The 17,302-nt window shown below is 45.9% G+C and carries 11 protein-coding genes; 7 read left to right on the top strand and 4 right to left on the bottom strand.

Annotated features, from left to right (window positions below):
• Positions 1-41: 41 nt before the first annotated feature.
• The 6 genes from DWY79_RS13320 (at position 42) to DWY79_RS13295 (ending at position 9,882) form a co-directional block, all read left to right on the top strand.
• Positions 42-2,360 (top strand): GH92 family glycosyl hydrolase, encoded by a 2,319-nt coding sequence (locus DWY79_RS13320; RefSeq protein ID WP_122369488.1) that lies wholly within the window; start codon positions 42-44, stop codon positions 2,358-2,360.
• Positions 2,361-2,432: 72 nt separating this feature from the next.
• Positions 2,433-3,254 (top strand): alpha/beta hydrolase family protein, encoded by an 822-nt coding sequence (locus DWY79_RS13315; protein ID WP_122369487.1) that lies wholly within the window; start codon positions 2,433-2,435, stop codon positions 3,252-3,254.
• A gap of 548 nt (positions 3,255-3,802) precedes the next feature.
• The gene (locus tag DWY79_RS13310; protein ID WP_122369486.1) at positions 3,803-5,038 is read left to right on the top strand and encodes a 3-phosphoshikimate 1-carboxyvinyltransferase; all 1,236 of its coding nucleotides are present in this window, start codon (positions 3,803-3,805) and stop codon (positions 5,036-5,038) included.
• 35 nt (positions 5,039-5,073) lie between these two features.
• Positions 5,074-5,493 (top strand): phospholipase, encoded by a 420-nt coding sequence (locus DWY79_RS13305; protein ID WP_122369485.1) that lies wholly within the window; start codon positions 5,074-5,076, stop codon positions 5,491-5,493.
• Positions 5,494-5,510: 17 nt separating this feature from the next.
• On the top strand, positions 5,511-6,314 hold the full coding sequence (locus DWY79_RS13300) for a metal ABC transporter permease (RefSeq protein ID WP_005863493.1): 804 nt from the start codon (positions 5,511-5,513) through the stop codon (positions 6,312-6,314).
• 7 nt (positions 6,315-6,321) lie between these two features.
• The gene (locus tag DWY79_RS13295; protein ID WP_122369484.1) at positions 6,322-9,882 is read left to right on the top strand and encodes a tetratricopeptide repeat protein; all 3,561 of its coding nucleotides are present in this window, start codon (positions 6,322-6,324) and stop codon (positions 9,880-9,882) included.
• 16 nt (positions 9,883-9,898) lie between these two features.
• Here the strand turns inward: DWY79_RS13295 and DWY79_RS13290 are convergent, their stop codons facing one another.
• The 4 genes from DWY79_RS13290 to DWY79_RS13275 form a co-directional block, all read right to left on the bottom strand.
• Positions 9,899-10,912, bottom strand: a complete 1,014-nt coding sequence (locus DWY79_RS13290; protein ID WP_048927003.1) for an AI-2E family transporter — start codon at positions 10,910-10,912, stop codon at positions 9,899-9,901.
• Between the two features lie 56 nt (positions 10,913-10,968).
• A complete protein-coding gene (gene nagA, locus DWY79_RS13285) occupies positions 10,969-12,144 on the bottom strand; it encodes an N-acetylglucosamine-6-phosphate deacetylase (protein WP_122369483.1) in 1,176 nt (391 codons plus the stop codon).
• Positions 12,145-12,155: 11 nt separating this feature from the next.
• A complete protein-coding gene (locus tag DWY79_RS13280) occupies positions 12,156-13,538 on the bottom strand; it encodes a S41 family peptidase (RefSeq protein ID WP_122369482.1) in 1,383 nt (460 codons plus the stop codon).
• A 76-nt stretch (positions 13,539-13,614) separates the two neighbouring features.
• On the bottom strand, positions 13,615-15,300 hold the full coding sequence (locus DWY79_RS13275; RefSeq protein WP_005863486.1) for a Na/Pi cotransporter family protein: 1,686 nt from the start codon (positions 15,298-15,300) through the stop codon (positions 13,615-13,617).
• Positions 15,301-15,383: 83 nt separating this feature from the next.
• Between DWY79_RS13275 and DWY79_RS13270 the strand changes: the two genes are divergently transcribed.
• Positions 15,384-17,051, top strand: a complete 1,668-nt coding sequence (locus DWY79_RS13270; protein ID WP_048927006.1) for a nucleoside kinase — start codon at positions 15,384-15,386, stop codon at positions 17,049-17,051.
• Positions 17,052-17,302 lie beyond the last annotated feature (251 nt).

Raw genomic sequence — 17,302 nt, 5'->3', positions numbered from 1 at the left:
TTCTTTTGGAAATAAATATAACTTAATACTACGAATATAACATGATTAAAGAAACATTATTAGCCTCTGCTTTCGGCTTATTGGGATTGGTTACCGTAGCTTGCGGCTCTCAAAAGAAAGATCTGATGGCGGGAACAGATTATGTAAATCCCTTTATCGGGGCGAGTACGAATACGGAGGCGGCCGGTGCTTACCATGGCTTGGGGAAGACCTTCCCCGGTGCGACCACCCCTTTCGGTATGGTACAGGTAAGTCCGAATACGATTACAGGGGGCGACAATGGTTCCGGATATAGCTACGAGCATGAGACAATCGAGGGATTCGCCTTTACGCAGATGAGTGGTATCGGCTGGTACGGTGATCTGGGTAATTTATTGGTAATGCCTACCGTGGGCGATCTGCGTACGAACTCAGGAAAAGAGGGGGGCGTAGCCGGGTATCGTTCCCGGTATGATAAATCATCCGAGGAGGCCAAGGCTGGATATTATAAGGTATTGCTGAGCGATTACCAGATACAAGCGGAGGCGACAGCGGCTCCTCATAGCGGTATGCTGAGATTCGTTTTCCCCGAGAATAAGCAGTCTCGCATCCAGTTGGACTTAGCCCGTCGTGTAGGAGGTACTTCTACGTATCAGGCGGTTCAAGTGATAGATGACCATACGATCGCCGGACGAATGGAATGTACGCCGGAAGGCGGAGGCTGGGGGAATGGTGAGGGTTCTTCCCGGTATACCGTGTATTTTTATGCGCAGTTCTCCAAACCGTTGAAAGATTATGGTGTATGGAGCGTGGATATCCCGGCTGGGCAGGATCGGCATCGGGAATTCGTGGAGAGCTCGGCTTTCCAGACATTGACAGCGAACGCAAAGATTTCGGAGAGACCAAAGGCATATGAGGGTGAGCACCTCGGGTTCTTTACGGAGTTTGAGACCGAGGCGAATGAGGAGGTTCTTTTCAAGGCCGGTATTTCCTTTGTAAGCTTGGAGGGTGCGGAAAAGAACTTGAAAGCGGAGATCAAGGATTGGGATTTTGACGCGGTACGTTCTCGTGCCCGCTCGTTGTGGGATACGGCTTTGGCTAAGATGGATGTCAGCGGTGGAACGGATGAGCAAAAGGTGATCTTCTATACCTCCTTGTATCATACGATGATCGATCCGAGGATTTACACGGATGTGGATGGTCAGTATATGGGCGCGGACGGAAAAGCGCATAAGTCGGATACGTTCACGAAACGTACGATCTTTAGCGGTTGGGACGTGTTCCGTAGTCAGATGCCTTTGCAAACGATTATTAATCCGGTATTGGTGAATGATTTGTTGAAGTCATTGACAACGATGGCAGAGGAGAGTGGCCGTGAGTACTATGAGCGCTGGGAGTTGTTGAACGCCTATAGCGGTTGTATGTTAGGAAATCCGGCTATATCGGTCTTGGCGGATGCCTATGCGAAAGGTATTTGTAGCTTGGATATGGAAAAGGCTTATCGGTATGCGGATAAAACCTCGAGAATGTTCGGGAATGCGGAGTTGGGCTATACCCCGAATCCGCAGAGTATCTCCAAAACCTTGGAGTATGCGTATACGGAATGGTGTATGTCTCAGTTGGCGAAATCATTAGGAAAACAGGAGGATGCGGCTTATTATGCGAAGTTGGCTCAGTCTTACCGGAATTTATATGATGCGGAGAAACATAGCTTCCGCCCGAGAGAAGCGAATGGCCGGTTTGAGGCTTGGCCGGAAGAGGGTAAGCTGAAGGAGTGGTACGGCTGTATGGAATGCAACGAGTTACAACAGGGCTGGTTCGTGCCTCACGATATTCCGGGTATGGTGGAACTGATGGGAGGAACGGAACGGGTGATCGCCGATCTGGATACGATGTTCGACAAGACACCAACAGATTTCCTGTGGAACGCTTATTACAATCATGCGAACGAGCCGGTTCATCATGTGCCTTTCTTGTACAATCATTTGGGACAGCCGTGGAAAACCCAGAAATGGTCTCGTTTCATTTGCGATAAGGCGTATAAGAATAAGGTAGAAGGCTTGGTTGGAAACGAGGATGTCGGTCAGATGTCCGCTTGGTATGTATTGGCGGCATGTGGTTTGTATCCGGTTTGTCCGGGAGATACTCGCTATGAGATATCCAGCCCGGTTTTTGAGAAGACCGAGATTCAGGTTGGCGAAGGGAATACATTTATCATACGAGCCAACCGAAATACCCCGGAAAACACCTATATCCAATCCGCTAAATTAAACGGGATGGATTATACGAGATGCTATCTTGATTATAAGGATATTATGAAAGGTGGCGTACTAGAATTGGAGATGGGGCCTACACCGGACAAGACTTGGGGCATCGAGTAGAAATCTGTATATTTGTCCCCGTAGTTCCTTGAAAACAAGGCTACGGGGAATTAATCATTAATATTCACTGATATGAATTGGATGAAAAAGGTAGCGGTAGCGTTGGTTTGTTTGCTTCCGCTCGGTTTACAGGCAGCGAAGGTAGATACTTTGCAAGTGAAAAGTCCTTCGATGAATAAAAGTATAGAGGTAGTCGTGGTAAGTCCGGATATGGCCGCGACGGAAGCGTGTCCGGTGATTTATTTGTTACATGGCTATGGCGGTAACGCTCGTACATGGGTCGGTATCAAGCCGGATCTACCTAAGATCGCTGATGAGAAGGGTGTCTTTTTTGTATGCCCGGATGGTAAGAATACGTGGTATTGGGATAGCCCTTTGAACGCTGATGTACGGTATGAGACTTTCATCTCGGATGAGTTGGTGAAATACGTGGATTCCCATTATAAGACCGTGGCCGATCGTAAGGGACGTGCTATTACCGGCTTGAGCATGGGTGGACATGGCGCTATGTGGAATGGCCTTCATCATAGCGATGTTTTCTCCGCTGCGGGAAGTACCAGCGGTGGCGTGGATATCCGCCCTTTCCCGAAAAACTGGGAGATGAGCGTGCAAATAGGTGAGAAGGCGAAATATCCGGAAAACTGGGAGAAGTACACGGTTATCAATTTGGTTCCAACCTTGAGGAAAGACCAGATCGCTTTGATCTTCGATTGCGGTGACAGCGATTTCTTTTTGGAGGTGAATAAAAACTACCACGAAGCGTTATTAAAACAAGGCATCGACCACGACTTTATCACTCGCCCGGGTAATCATGATTCACAATACTGGAATAATTCTATTGATTACCAGATCCTCTTTTTCTGGAAGCATTTCTTGAAGATGAAGGCCTTGTGATAAGACCGTTTGGCGATTTGACATTTTGACATTTTGTAAACTGAAGTCCCGGAGAACCGATTTTTCCGGGACTATGTACGACTCATTGCCAAATACGCAAGAAAAAAACAATAATTCGTTCATTGATAATACAATACCGAAAAACCGCCTTTCATTCTAGCGAAAATAATTCATCCTAATTCATATCCATTGACTTCTTCGGGCTATCCGATAGGGTTACGACTGGGTTCTAACCGGGTTACGATGCCTATTCACGACTACTGACAACCCTATTCGTGACTGTTTATAATGCCTAACGGCAGTATTGGCGTCGCCCAACGCGACTATACGTGTAGGCTTTCGTCGCCTTTCGTGCTTAAAAACGGGAATACTCTCACTTAAAAGGGCGTTTTATTGCCCCTCACGTCTACTGGTTGGGGCGATTCAAACGAATGCCTTGTCACGATTCGCATTCGAAAAGAAGCATAAAGAAAGTTTCCCGCTGTTATACTCCATATGTACGCTAATTTTCGTACTTTTGCCTCTTGAATCTTGAATATACGAAAGCGATGAATTATCAGATAGATGCTCCGGGTTCCGCTATCCGGACTACCGTAAAGCTTCCCGCTTCTAAAAGTATCAGTAACAGGGCATTGATCTTGAATGCGCTAAGTTATAGCGCATACGATGTGGAGAACTTATCCGATTGCGATGATACAAATTTGATGGTAAAGGCATTGAACTCGAACGATCGGGATTTTAATGTGGGTGCGGCGGGTACGACGATGCGTTTCCTTACTGCTTTCCTCTCGAAGGTGGTGGGCGAATGGACGATTACGGGAACCGAACGCATGAAGAACCGTCCGATCAAGGTGTTGGTGGATGCGCTGAACGCTTTAGGTGCCCGGATCGAGTACATGGAGAAGGAGGGTTATCCTCCTTTGCGTATTTTCGGAAGCGCCTTGCAAGGCGGAGAGATCTCGCTACCGGGAAATGTCAGCTCTCAATATATATCCGCTATCTTGATGATCGCCCCGTTAACAGAAAATGGGGTTACGTTGCATTTGGAGGGCGCTATTATCTCTAGGCCCTATATCCATATCACATTGCAATTGATGGAGCAATATGGAGTGAGAGCCTCTTGGACGGAGAATACGATCAAAGTACTTCCCCAAGAGTATAAGCCGATTCGTTTTACGGTGGAATCCGATTGGAGTGCCGCTTCTTATTGGTATGAGATCATGGCGTTATCGAAAAATGCTGAGATCGAATTGTTAGGTTTATTCAAGAATAGCTTGCAGGGAGATGCCGCCGGAGCGAAGTTGTTCGCTCAATTGGGAGTGGGCACTACTTATACGAAACGTGGAGTCGTGTTAAAGCATACTGGAAATATCTGTGAGAAGTTGGTTTATAACTTCGTGAATGAACCGGATTTGGCTCAAACCTTTGTGGTGACTTGCGTGTTATTAAATATCCCTTTCCGCTTTACGGGACTTCAATCATTGAAGATCAAGGAGACGGATCGGATCGAGGCATTGAAGACAGAGCTTCGTAAATTAGGTTATGTGTTGACGGATCGCAATGATAGCATCTTGGAGTGGAACGGTGAACGCAGGGAACCGGAGTCGCATCCGGTAATCGCCACTTACGAGGATCATCGGATGGCTTTGTCATTCGCTCCCGCCGCTTTGGTACGTCCCGAGGGGATAGAGATCGCCCACCCGCAAGTGGTCAGCAAGAGTTATCCCCATTATTGGGAAGATCTTAAGGCCGCTGGTTTCTCTATGAGGGAATCAGCCCTTTAATTTTCAGTTTTCAATTCTCAACTTTCAATTGAATTATGTGGTACATTGTCATAAGTCTTATAGGCCTGGGTGTCGTAGCCGCTATCGCCGGGTATTTCCGGAATAAGAAACTTCAGAAGATGCTGGAACGGGGGGAGATCTCGGAGATCCCCGAGGCACAGGAGATCCCGGAGGTTTGCTGCGGACAACATGAGACTTGCGAGCGGGATAGTTTATTAGCCGCCGTCAGCAAGAAAATCGAATATTATAACGATGAGGAACTGGATCGGTTCCAAGGAGTGGAAGCGGACGCTTACGATGAGGAAGCCGTTGAGGAGTTTAGTGAAGTGCTTTATACCCTCCGGGAAGTGGAGGTGGCCGGTTGGCTCCGTAGCCTGCAATTGCGAGGGATCAATTTGCCGGATGTCTTGAAGGATGAGGCATTCTTGATCATTGGCGAACGCCGTACTCATTAATTTAGGAAACGAATCATATGGATTTATTGCAATATGCCTTTTTTCAGAATGCCTTGATCGGGAGCTTGCTAACCGCTATCGCTTGTGGGATTGTCGGGACTTACATCGTATCCCGCCGGTTGGTATTTATCAGCGGAGGGATCACGCATGCTTCGTTCGGTGGTTTGGGCTTGGGTTTTTATCTGGGAACAAACCCGATCTTGATGGCGATGTTGTTTTCGATCCTCTCTGCCTTTGGCGTGGAGTGGGCGAGCAAGACGCAAAACGTAAGGGAGGATTCCGCTATAGCGGGCGTATGGTCGCTGGGTATGGCTTTGGGAGTGATCTTCATCTTCCTTACCCCGGGGTACGCCCCGAATCTATCCGCCTATCTATTTGGTAATATATTAACGATCTCTACGGCCGATATCTTATGGATTTTAGGGTTGGTGGTATTGTTGATACTCATATTCTCCCTTTTCCTCCGTGAGATTGTTTACGTGGCGTTCGATCGTGACTTCGCTGTCACGCAAGGCCTACCGGTAAAATGGATCGAGTATACGATGATGTGCTTTATCGCCATGACAATTGTTCTTTCGATCCGGTTGGTAGGGATTATGCTATTGATGAGTTTGCTGACCCTGCCTCAAATAACGGTGAACCTGTTTACTTCCGACTTCAAGAAGATCATATGGGGAAGTATAGCGATCGGCTTTCTGGGTTGCGTGTCCGGACTGGTTCTTTCTTATTTCCTGAACGTGCCTTCCGGTGCGTTTATCATCTTGTTTTTGGTGGTCCTCTTTTTGGCCTTGAAAGCAATAAAACCGTTGTTACGGCGTTAATTAAAGAATGAAAAAAGGGTTTTACTACATAGTGGCGTTATTAACGGTACTCTTGCTTTGGTCGTGCAGCACGAAGAAGAACACGAAAGCGAGCCGTTTTTATCATGCCTTTACGACCCGTTATAATATTTATTTCAATGGAAAACAAGCGTTTGACGAGGCACTGAAAAGCCAACAGGACGGATATAAAGAGAACTATTCCGACAGGATCTATATGTATCCGATTAGCGCTCAGCCTAAAGACAAAGCCGAGCCGGGCGGCCCTTTCGACCGGACGATCGAGAAAAGTAATAAAGCTATTAAACTACACTCCATAAAAGCGAAACCGGCTAAGAAACCGGGCTGGCGGAATAATCCCAAACTACGTGCTATCCAAGAACAAGAGGAATATAACCCTTTCTTAAAGAATAGTTGGCTGATCATGGGACAGGCGCAATTCTACAATGCCGATTTCCTGCAAGCCTCCGCTACCTTTTCCTATATAGCCCGTCATTACGCGAAGGACGAGGAGGTCGTGGCCGAGGCCCGTTTGTGGCAAGCCCGTTGTTATTCTGAGATGGGTTGGTTCTATGAATCCGAGGATATCTTGGATAAGATGAACAAGAACGGTATTCCTGCTTCCGCCTTGAAGCAATATGCGGCGGTGTATGCCGATTATTTGATCAAGAACGGGCAGTTCGAGGATGCCATCCCTTATCTGAAGACCGCTATCAAGGCGGAGAAAAACCGGAAGCAACGTACCCGGATGAAGTATCTTTTGGGACAAATCTATGCGGATCAAGAATTAGATGGCTTGGCTTATAAGACCTTTGGTGAGGTAGCCCGTTCGAATCCTCCGTATGAGTTGGAATTTGCCTCACGTATCCGTCAGACAGAAGTATTCTCGGGTACGAATTACTTGAAAGTGGTGAAGATGCTCGAGAAAATGGCGAAAAGCCAGAAGAATAAGGATTATCTGGATCAAGTATACTATGCTTTAGGAAATGTATACCTCAGCCGGGAAGATACGGTGAATGCCATAAAGAACTATCAACTCGGTATCGATAAGAGTACATTGAATGGAATGGATAAGGCGATCTGCCAGATAAAGCTGGGAGATATCTATTTTACGATGCGGGATTACGTGAAAGCGCAACCTTGCTTTAGCGGAGCCTTAGCTGGAATTCAAAAGGAATACAGGGATTATGAACGGGTTTCTAAATTGTCGGCGATTCTGGATGAATTGGTCGTGCATGTAGAAGCGGTCCATCTTCAAGACAGTTTGCAAGCCTTGGCTAAATTACCGGAAGCGGAGCGGTTAGCGATTATCGATAAGAAGATTGAGGAGGTAAAGAAAGAGGAGGAAGAGGCGAAAGCCTTGGCTGAGAAGGAGGCTTATCTGGCCGAGCAGGAAGCGAAAGGCACCGGAATCGACCGTCCCGGTACGGAAACCAACGCTGTTGTCTTGCCGAATGCGTCCGGTGGAGCGTCTTTCTACTTCTATAACCCTCAGACTGTAGCGCAAGGAAAGACACAGTTCCAGCGTAAATGGGGACGTCGTCCGTTGGAAGATCACTGGCGCCGCCGTAAGAAGGAACTCTCTACCTTTAATGAGAATCTGGATGAGGAGATGCTGGCCGAGGGAGATTCCACCCAAATGGTAGGGCCGGACGGTGAGCCGTTGCCGACCGATTCGATAGGCGGTGATCTGCCGGCTGTTGCCGCCGATGATCCGCATACCCGTGAGTATTACCTACAGCAGCTACCTTTCACGCAAGAGGATATAGACGCTTCTAACATTATTATTATAGACGGTCTTTACAATATGGCGATGATTTATAAGGATAAGTTGGAGGATATCCCCTTATCTGTCGAGGCATTCGAGAATTTGGAACGCCGTTTCCCGGATAATGAGCACCGTTTGGAGAGCTATTATCAAGTATATTTGATGGCCCTGAAAACCGGAAATACAGTGTTGGCTACCGAGTATAAGAATAAACTAATGAACGCCTTCCCGGAAAGCGATTATGCGGTAGCTGTGGCTGATCCGAATTACGAGTATAATATCCGCATGATGGATGTGGTACAAGACTCGATCTATCAAGCTACTTACGACCGCTATCTGGAAAGCGATACAGCGTATGTACGTAAGAGTTTCCGGTACGTAAGCGAGAAATATCCATTGGCTACATTGATGCCTAAATTCATGTTCTTGGATGCGTTATCCTATGTGCAGGCCGGGGATGCGGAAGGGTTTAAGAATGCCTTGAAAGCACTGGTCGAGAAGTATCCGAACGCAGATGTCACGGAACTGGCCGGGGAGATGTTGAAAGGTGTTCTTCGGGGACGTGCCTTGGTGCAGGGCGGAGTGAAAGGTATGAGTTGGAACCTACGATTCGGTTTGGGCGAGGATGGTATGCTATCTGCCGAGGATTCGGCTCGTGTATTTAATCCGGAACGGAATACGCCTTATCAGATGCTTTTGGTATATCCTACGGGTAGCGTAGATCAGAACCAGTTGCTATTCGCTGTCGCCGCTTATAACTTCGCGAACTTCATGGTGAAAGAGTTTGATTTGGCTTTGGAGCAGGCCGGTCCGATCAGTATGCTGGCGATTAAAGGATTTATTAGTTTTGATGAGATTATCCAATATTATAAGATGATATACGGTAAGGATGGCTATGCTACGGCCTTGAATAAAGCGGTTGCCGTGTTACCGATCTCTGATGATAATTATGAGACCTTGATGCGTGGCAAGACCTTGGATGAATATATCACCTTCTTCGATGAGAGCTTCGGTGAGGAATTACCGGATCTGGCAGGTCGTTGGAAAGCCCGTATGGAAGCCGCTAAGGAGGAGGAGGCGACTGAAGATGAAATGATCACGGAGGAAGAAGCCGAAGTGCCGGAAGAGGCAGATGAATTGAAACTAGAAGTTGAACCGGAAAAACAACCTGTTACAGAGCCGGAGGAGGAACAACGGCCTGTTCAAGAACCTGTTCGACAGCCCGCTATACCAGTCGTCCCGGATACGATTGAGGTCCCTGCGTTTGACAAACCGGAAATCCAGCGTGTCGATACCCTTCGTAAGGATACGGTTCCTGTTGTTCAGCCGGCGGTTGAGGATCAAGGCATGACCTTGAAAGAAATCCAAGAGATCCGTAAACGGGAAGCTGCCGAAGAAGAAGCCCGCAAGGAAGAGGCTCGTAAGGCTTTCGAGGCCCAGCAAAAGGCGGATAAGGAATTACGTGAGCAGAAAGCGAAAGAACAGGAAGAACTTCTCAAGAAGCAAGCGGAGGAAGAACGTGCCCTGTTGAAAGCGAAGGCTGATCGAGAGAAACAGTTGGAAGCTGATCGCAAGGCCAAGCTGAAACAAGCGGAAGCCGACCGTAAGGCGAAACTGAAAGCTCGTGAGGACCTTCGTAAGGAAAAGGAACGTGCTTATAAGCAACGCTTGAAAGAGAAAGAAAAAGAACGTAAGGAGAAGGAACGCTTATACAAGCAAAAATTGAAAGAGAAAGAAAAAGCCCGCAAGGAAGCCTTGCGGGAAAAGGAAAAGGCCGCCCGGGAAAAGGCCCGGAAGCGTTAATTGCTGTAGATACTCTTTATTTATCCAAATAGCTCTTCTTGAAGATATCTATACAAAGAAGGAATAAGGATAATAACAACGGCCCGAAGATGATCCCCATAAATCCGAATAAGGACAACCCGATTACGACTCCGAAGACGGTGATTAACGGATGTATATCCGCCAACTTCTTTTGTAGGATAAAACGAATCAGATTATCGACGTTCGTAATGACAAGCAAGGCATAAATAGTCAATCCCAAGGCATGTACCCAATCTCCGTTTAAAGCCATATAAGCCGCCAACGGAACCCAGACCAATGCGGTCCCTACAATGGGAATGATCGTAGCGATACAAGTGAGAAACCCAAATAACAGCGGATCGGGAGTCTGAAAGATAAAGTAACCGATCACCGCTACGATACCTTGTATAACCGCCAAAAGAGGGATACCTATGGCGTTTGATTTTACGATCATATTGATCTCGTTGAGTACCTCATCCTTGTTTTGATCACTGAAGGGGAATAAGGTGTATAGATAGTTTTCCATTTTTCTTCCGCCTATCAGCATGAAGTACAGAATGAAAATCAAGACGACGACATTTACGGCGAAACTGCTTATGCTACCCACTAAAAACTGTCCGATTTGTGGGAGTATAGAGGCCGCTTTTAATAAGTTTCCTCTATCCAGTACATCAAACCCGGTCTTTTCCTGAACTAGATCCGCTATATGTTGGCCTGTATTTAGCAGTACAGTCGGGTCTAAATTAATATTTTGAGTTTTGTTGATTACCAACCAGATCGCCAATGTGATTGGGATTAAGAAACATAAGATTGTTTCCCCCAGTAACAGTAAAGCTGCAAAAGCCGGTCTCATATTTAGCTTTTCTGTCAGGTGGAACATCTGTCCACGCAGCAATATATAGATGGTGAATGCTCCAAGTATACCTCCAAGAAACGGGGTAATCTTAAAAAATAGAATTACCCCTAGTCCTAATATAATGGTGATCAATGAGTATCTCCAGTAATGTTCTTTTACGTTTTCCATATACATTCATGCCCTTATTTATCTAAAAACAAGATAGGAGAAGTCATTGTTTATTGGATTTCTTATTCTTTGGAGAGCCGTTTACCTTCGATGAAGGTCTCTTGAATCTCTATATCGTTGTTGAAAATGATGATATCGGCATCCTTTCCTTTCTCCAATGTTCCTTTACGGTCTAAAATACCCATTAGGCGGGCTGGGCTTTCGGAAGCCATACGAACAGCGTCGTGCAATGGAATTTCCGCTTTCTCGACTAAGGTACGGATCAAGCGGATTCCGGTAGCTATACTTCCTGCGATAGCTGAGCGATCGGCTAATTTACATACGCCTTCCTCGATAATTACCCGGGAGTCCGGAAAATGTTCCGTACCGTTATCGCAAGCGGCGGCGGCCATTGCGTCCGTGATTAAGGACGTACGTTCTACCCCTTTGATTTGATATACCAACTTTAAGATTGCTGGTGGTACGTGGATACCATCGGCTACAACTTCAACGGTCATATCTTTCATGAGATAAATACCTTCTACCGTTCCTTCATGTTTATACTCACGGTCTTTATGGACGGAAGTCATGGCATTGTAGAAGTGGGTAGCATGGGTGAATCCGGCTTCGTATGCTTTTTTCACTTGGAGATAATCGGCTGTGGTGTGGGCTAGTGAAACCAACACACCATGAGCTGACGCATATTTACCGAATACCAAAGCCCCGTCAAGCTCGGGGGCGGCGCTCCAGCGTTTAATACATTGGGTACTGTTTAGTAATTCCTTATATTCTTGGGGATCGGGCGGGTAAATATAATTAGGGTCTTGTCCGCCTTTCATAGCCATATTCAAATAGTTGCCTTCGAGATGTAATCCCATGATACGGGCCCCCTGTTCCGGGTGGTTCATGATGTGCTCGCAGGTCTTGACCGCTTCCCGGAAGGTCTCGATAGGGGCAGCTGCCAATGTAGGATATAAAGCCGTCGTTCCCTGTAAAGCATGTGCTCTTGTGATCGCATAGAACGCTTTCGGGGTAGCTTCCGTGAAATCATGTCCGTTGCCGCCGTGTACATGCGTGTCGATACAGCCGGGAGCCACATAATATCCTTTTGCGTCGATGATCTCCGCATGAGGAATCTCCCGGTTTTGCCCGGTGATCTCCACTATTTTCCCATCCGAGATGATGATTTGCCCGTTTGGTAGGGGGCCCGAAGGAGTTAATACTTTTGCGTTTATGATTTTAAGAAATGCGCTTTCCATATATCTTGTTTTTAGTCTTTTGGAATCAGTAATAAGTTATCCTTATAGGACAACGGGGGATTATATTGGATTTCCCGGTTGCCCCTCGGGGTAGCGGATCGTAAGAGTGGTGACTGGCCGATTATCTCGTAAATAGCTTGTCCTAATAAAGGATCCTTCAAATCTCCGAATTCAGCTAGATCACTCTTGAATTCATCGATAGCTACATCGGGATGAAATCCGTCTTCATAATCAGCTTTCCGATCCTTATTATAAATATGAAAAGTGACGGGAGAAAGTATCCAGCCATATTTTTTAGATTCATTGTAGATCGTCATACCGACGGTCTTGCCAAAAGTCTGCTTACCGATAACCCGAACGTCTAGATAAGATCGTAGCGAGTTAATGATAAGTTCGGAGGCAGAAGCCGTAGTTGAACCTGTCAAAACAAATAGCCGTTGTAGGTTTAAGTTTCCTGCCATGACCTCGGTCGTTTTGAGTAAAGGCAAGGTCTCATTTTTATTGGAGTTTTTATCGTTATACTCCATGATACATAAAGGTTCTCCTAAAACGTTTTCACGGACTAATAGCGAAGCCAGTAATTGGGCGCAATTGACAAGCCCACCCCCATTATAGCGTAAATCAAGTACGAACTCATTGACGTTGCGGCTTTTGAATTTTTCGAAGAGTTGTTGCAAATAAAGATTATAACTAGTGTCGCTATAATCGTATTCATCCGGTCCGGAGGCGAAATGGTTGTACATCAAATAGCCGATTCGCTTATTGCCATATATGTATACGGAATCTTTTAGGAATGGGATGTCTTCTACCGTTCGGGATGCGTTCAAGGTAACTCTTCGGGTGGAGACGAATCCCTTGGTGTTTCCTGTTTCTTTTCCTAGTTGGAGGGATACGCTGCCTCCGCTTCTCAACACATCATAGTCTTGGATAGAACCCAAGGAGCCGTTTACGCCAAGTATCCAGTCTCCCCGTTTCAATCCGGCTTCTTCGGCGGGTGAATCCTTTAATACATAAAGGACAATGGCTATTTTATAGGTACTACCTCCGTCTTTAAGGTTGGAAGTTGCGAAATCGAATCCGTATGAGTTGTTCGCGTCGTAAATGCTCTTTGTTACGGTCGCTTTCTCTAATTGGGAGAAGTAATGATGGCCATCAGAAAGCTCTTTCCCGTCTTTATAGGATAACAGGCCCTTGAAGAAGCTCTCCGGATCAAGACTAAAGTCCAAGGAACTTTTATCCGGGAACTCGGAATACCAAAGATAATTCTCTCGCATCGTTTGCTCGATCCATTGATTTACTTCATTGTCGGTTGCCGGAATGTCAATATCATCTTTCTCGCAAGCGGAGAATGCTAAAAGGCCAAGGATAACGATCGTATAATATTTATAATTCATAGTGGATATATATTAAAAACAGCCCTTCTCTCAATAACGGAAAAGGGCTGTTGATATTGTTAAGGACAAATATACGCTATATTTTCTTCTCAATAACCGCTTGAACAACATTTAATACATAATCGCCCAGCTTTTCACTTTCACTAACCATGTCCATGTAATAAACGCCATCTTGATATTGGTACAGCTTATTGTTGATATCTTCGATATTCCGGCTCTTCAACTGGTTACGATAGTTGTTGATCTCGTTCTCTATGTTATAAGAAGGATTGATATCATCATGTACGAGTTCCGGTTTATGCAAAATTAGGTTCATGCGATTTAATGCCCCGGATACCAGCTCGAACATATGATCCAAGTGCTTGTTTTGCTCCTCCGTGAATTCGGATTTGAACTCGTTTCTGCGTTTGATACTTCGGGCAAGGTTATTACAAGAATCCGCTATACTCTCGATTTCCGAGACGGCACGTAGCATGATACGGATTTCTTCCTTACTTTCAGAACTCAAACGGCCTTCCGATACTTCAGTCAAGTAATTCGCGATCTCGATCTCCATGCGGTCGCTGATATTCTCGTATTTCTCGACGCGGCTATAAGTCTTGAGGAAGGTCTCCTCATTCTTCTCGTAGAATAATTCTTTCACCATATTAAACATCCTGGCCGTACGCTCGGCGAATAATGAGATTTCTTTATGAGCTTGTAGGATGGAAAGCTCGGCGGTGGATAACATACCTCCCGTGATATAGCGAAGGCGGTATTCCTCGTCTTCCACCTTGGGCTTGATAAGCGTACATACGGTCTTTTCGATCAAGCTTACGAACCAGATCATAATGAAAGTATTACTGATATTGAATGCAGTGTGGAACGCTGCCAGTTTAAAGGATACCGCCACAGCCGGATCACTGACCTTCATTACATGGGTAACAAACCATGAGACGGCATTCGTGAAAGGGTAGAAGAGCACCAAAACCCACATGACACCGAAAACGTTGAAAACAAGGTGCGCTAACGCGGCTCGTCGTGCTTGTGTGTTTCCGGTTAATGCGGCTAAGTTGGCCGTAATCGTGGTTCCGATATTTTCGCCTAATACCAAAGCGACTCCCAAATGGTAATCGATCCAGCCGTTGGCGCACATAATCAATGTAATAGCCATCGTGGCGGCGGAGGCTTGTACGATCATGGTTAAGATCGCTCCGATAAATAAGAACAAGATGATGGAGAAAAATCCCATATCCGTATAATTCTGCACGAAAGCCAGCATTTCCGGATTCGCTCCGAGGTCTGGGGCGTTTGCCTTTAAACTTTGAAGGCCCATGAACAGGAACGCGAAACCAAAAACAAATTCACCAATTGATTTGCGAGAGCTTTTTCCTGAGAAGAAGAGTGGGAGAGCGAAAGCTAAAAGGGGAAGGGCGAATGCGGCGATATCGACCTTGAAACCGAGGGCGGAGATAAGCCATGCCGTTACCGTGGTTCCGATGTTGGCACCCATAATTACTCCGATGGATTGGGTCAATGTCAAGAGTCCGGCATTCACGAAACTCACGACCATAACCGTCGTAGCCGATGATGATTGGATAAGAGCCGTTATTAACACCCCGGTGAGCATACCGGTTACTCTGTTCGTGGTCATCGCGGTTAGTATTCGCCGTAAACTGTCACCCGCAAATTTTTGTAACCCTTCACTCATGATCTTCATTCCGTACAAGAACAGCGCCAAGGAGCCGATCAGCCGGAGAAAATCAAAAAAAGAATAGTCCATTTAAATTACGTTTAAGTGGATTGTATATCCGATTAATATTCCTAACTTTAGGGGGCGAATTTACAAATAATAACTGAGATAGTATGTCTGAGACAATAACAATTTACTGCAAAAATAATAATACCTACAAGGATGTACCCATTGGTTCTTCGTTGTTGGACATTTATACGGCGGTTGGCGCTCCGCTTCGGTACAGGCCGATGAACGCGCAAGTGAATAATAAGACGGAAAGCTTGAACTTCCGTTGCTGGCAACCGAAGGATATCGAATTTATCGACTATACTCAATTATCCGGATTGAGAACCTATGTCCGCTCGCTTTGCCATATATTTTCCAAGGCGGTGTATGATATTTGGCCGACGGCGACCTTAAATCTGGAACATCCGGTATCGAAAGGTTACTATTGCGTGATCCATAACGGCAAGAACATCGATTTGGAGACGATCGAGAAGATCAAGAAACGTATGTGGGAGTTGATTGACGCGGATCTTCCTTTCCTCCATAAGAGTGTCCGTACGGTGGATGCCGCCGTATTGTTCAGGGAGCGGGGTATGAATGATAAGGCTCGCTTAATAGAGACGGCGGGATTGCCTTATACCTCTTATTATGAGTTGGAAGGTTATATCAACTTCTTTTATGGCTGTTTAACCCCTTCGACCGGCTATATCCAATTGTTTGACTTGGAACCGTATATGGATGGCGTTTTGCTCCGTATCCCGAAGCAGACCGATCCGATGGAATTGCAGCCTGTCATCAAGCAGGATAAGATGTTCGAGGCTTATAAGGAACACCTTACATTGCAGCGGACTGTCGGCTTAGATAATGTGGGGGATTTGAATTTAGCGATAGAGAAAGGCCGCTCTCAGGATATAATCCTTGTCTCTGAGGCGATGCAGGAAAAACAGGTTGCCAAGATCGCCGAAAAGATCGCCGATGGATATAAAGAGGGCATCCGTATCGTCTTGATCTCCGGCCCTTCTTCTTCGGGAAAGACTACGTTTTGCAAGCGTTTGCAAGTACAATTGACGACTAACCTGCTTCATCCGGTAGGAATTTCCTTGGATGATTATTTCTTGAATCGGGAAGATACACCGAAAGATGAGCATGGCGAGTATGATTTTGAATCTTTGTATGCGCTGGATTTACCTTATTTTAATAAGGATTTGAAGAAGTTGTTATCCGGGGAAGAGATCGAGCTGCCTAGTTTCAACTTTGAGTCTGGCCGAAGGATTTTCAAGGGAAAGAAGTTAAAACTTCGTGAGAACTCGATTTTGGTAATAGAAGGTATTCATGCTTTGAATCCGGAACTGACGGAGTTTATCGATGATAAATATAAATATCGGGTATATGTCTCGGTCTTGACCTCTATCTCTTTGGATAACCATAATTGGATACCGACGACGGATAATCGTCTGCTGCGCCGTATTATCCGGGATTATCGCTTTAGGGGATATTCGGCGGAAGATACGATCAACCGTTGGCCGAGCGTGCGCCGGGGTGAGGATAAATGGATCTTTCCGTATCAGGAGAATGCGGACGCTATGTTTAATAGCGCTATGTTGTATGAGTTGGCCGCTTTGCGGAAATATGCGGAACCGATCCTAGCGCAAGTACCCGAGAGCAATAAAGCGAATGCCGAGGCATATCGTTTGCTTCGTTTCCTTCGCTACTTTAATTATATCCCTACGGAAGAGTTGCCGGGAACTTCCTTGCTCCGTGAATTCTTGGGGGGAGGAAGCTTCAAGTACTAGGTAGAATCAGACTCTATAAAGCCTTTAAAAAAAGACGTACGTGTTTTTCCGAAAACATGTACGTCTTTTTTTGAAAACACGTACGTGTTTTTTTGAGGTCATACTTACTTTGCCGATGAAGTATATATCCTATGTCCAGAGAAGATATACTTCAAGTGGCATTGATGTATATCTTCGGAAAAAGGCTTGCCACCCTCGTGACTATGCCTAAATTTACTTCACAGATTTTACTGTTATTTTCTAAGGTACTT

It is taken from the genome of Parabacteroides sp. AF27-14 (genome assembly GCF_003635425.1).
GTDB lineage: Bacteria > Bacteroidota > Bacteroidia > Bacteroidales > Tannerellaceae > Parabacteroides > Parabacteroides distasonis.
The sequence above is the reverse complement of the archived record's forward strand: the minus strand, read 5'-3'. Positions and strand labels throughout refer to the sequence as shown.

Excerpts from the sequence above, each read along its gene's own strand:
- DWY79_RS13295 (WP_122369484.1), top strand. The coding sequence starts at position 6,322 with ATGAAAAAAGGGTTTTACTACATAGTGGCGTTATTAACGGTACTCTTG.
- DWY79_RS13270 (WP_048927006.1), top strand. The coding sequence starts at position 15,384 with ATGTCTGAGACAATAACAATTTACTGCAAAAATAATAATACCTACAAG.
- DWY79_RS13290 (WP_048927003.1), bottom strand. The coding sequence starts at position 10,912 with ATGTATATGGAAAACGTAAAAGAACATTACTGGAGATACTCATTGATC.
- DWY79_RS13275 (WP_005863486.1), bottom strand. The coding sequence starts at position 15,300 with ATGGACTATTCTTTTTTTGATTTTCTCCGGCTGATCGGCTCCTTGGCG.
- nagA (WP_122369483.1), bottom strand. The coding sequence starts at position 12,144 with ATGGAAAGCGCATTTCTTAAAATCATAAACGCAAAAGTATTAACTCCT.
- DWY79_RS13320 (WP_122369488.1), top strand. The coding sequence starts at position 42 with ATGATTAAAGAAACATTATTAGCCTCTGCTTTCGGCTTATTGGGATTG.
- DWY79_RS13300 (WP_005863493.1), top strand. The coding sequence starts at position 5,511 with ATGGATTTATTGCAATATGCCTTTTTTCAGAATGCCTTGATCGGGAGC.
- DWY79_RS13305 (WP_122369485.1), top strand. The coding sequence starts at position 5,074 with ATGTGGTACATTGTCATAAGTCTTATAGGCCTGGGTGTCGTAGCCGCT.
- DWY79_RS13310 (WP_122369486.1), top strand. The coding sequence starts at position 3,803 with ATGAATTATCAGATAGATGCTCCGGGTTCCGCTATCCGGACTACCGTA.
- DWY79_RS13315 (WP_122369487.1), top strand. The coding sequence starts at position 2,433 with ATGAATTGGATGAAAAAGGTAGCGGTAGCGTTGGTTTGTTTGCTTCCG.
- DWY79_RS13280 (WP_122369482.1), bottom strand. The coding sequence starts at position 13,538 with ATGAATTATAAATATTATACGATCGTTATCCTTGGCCTTTTAGCATTC.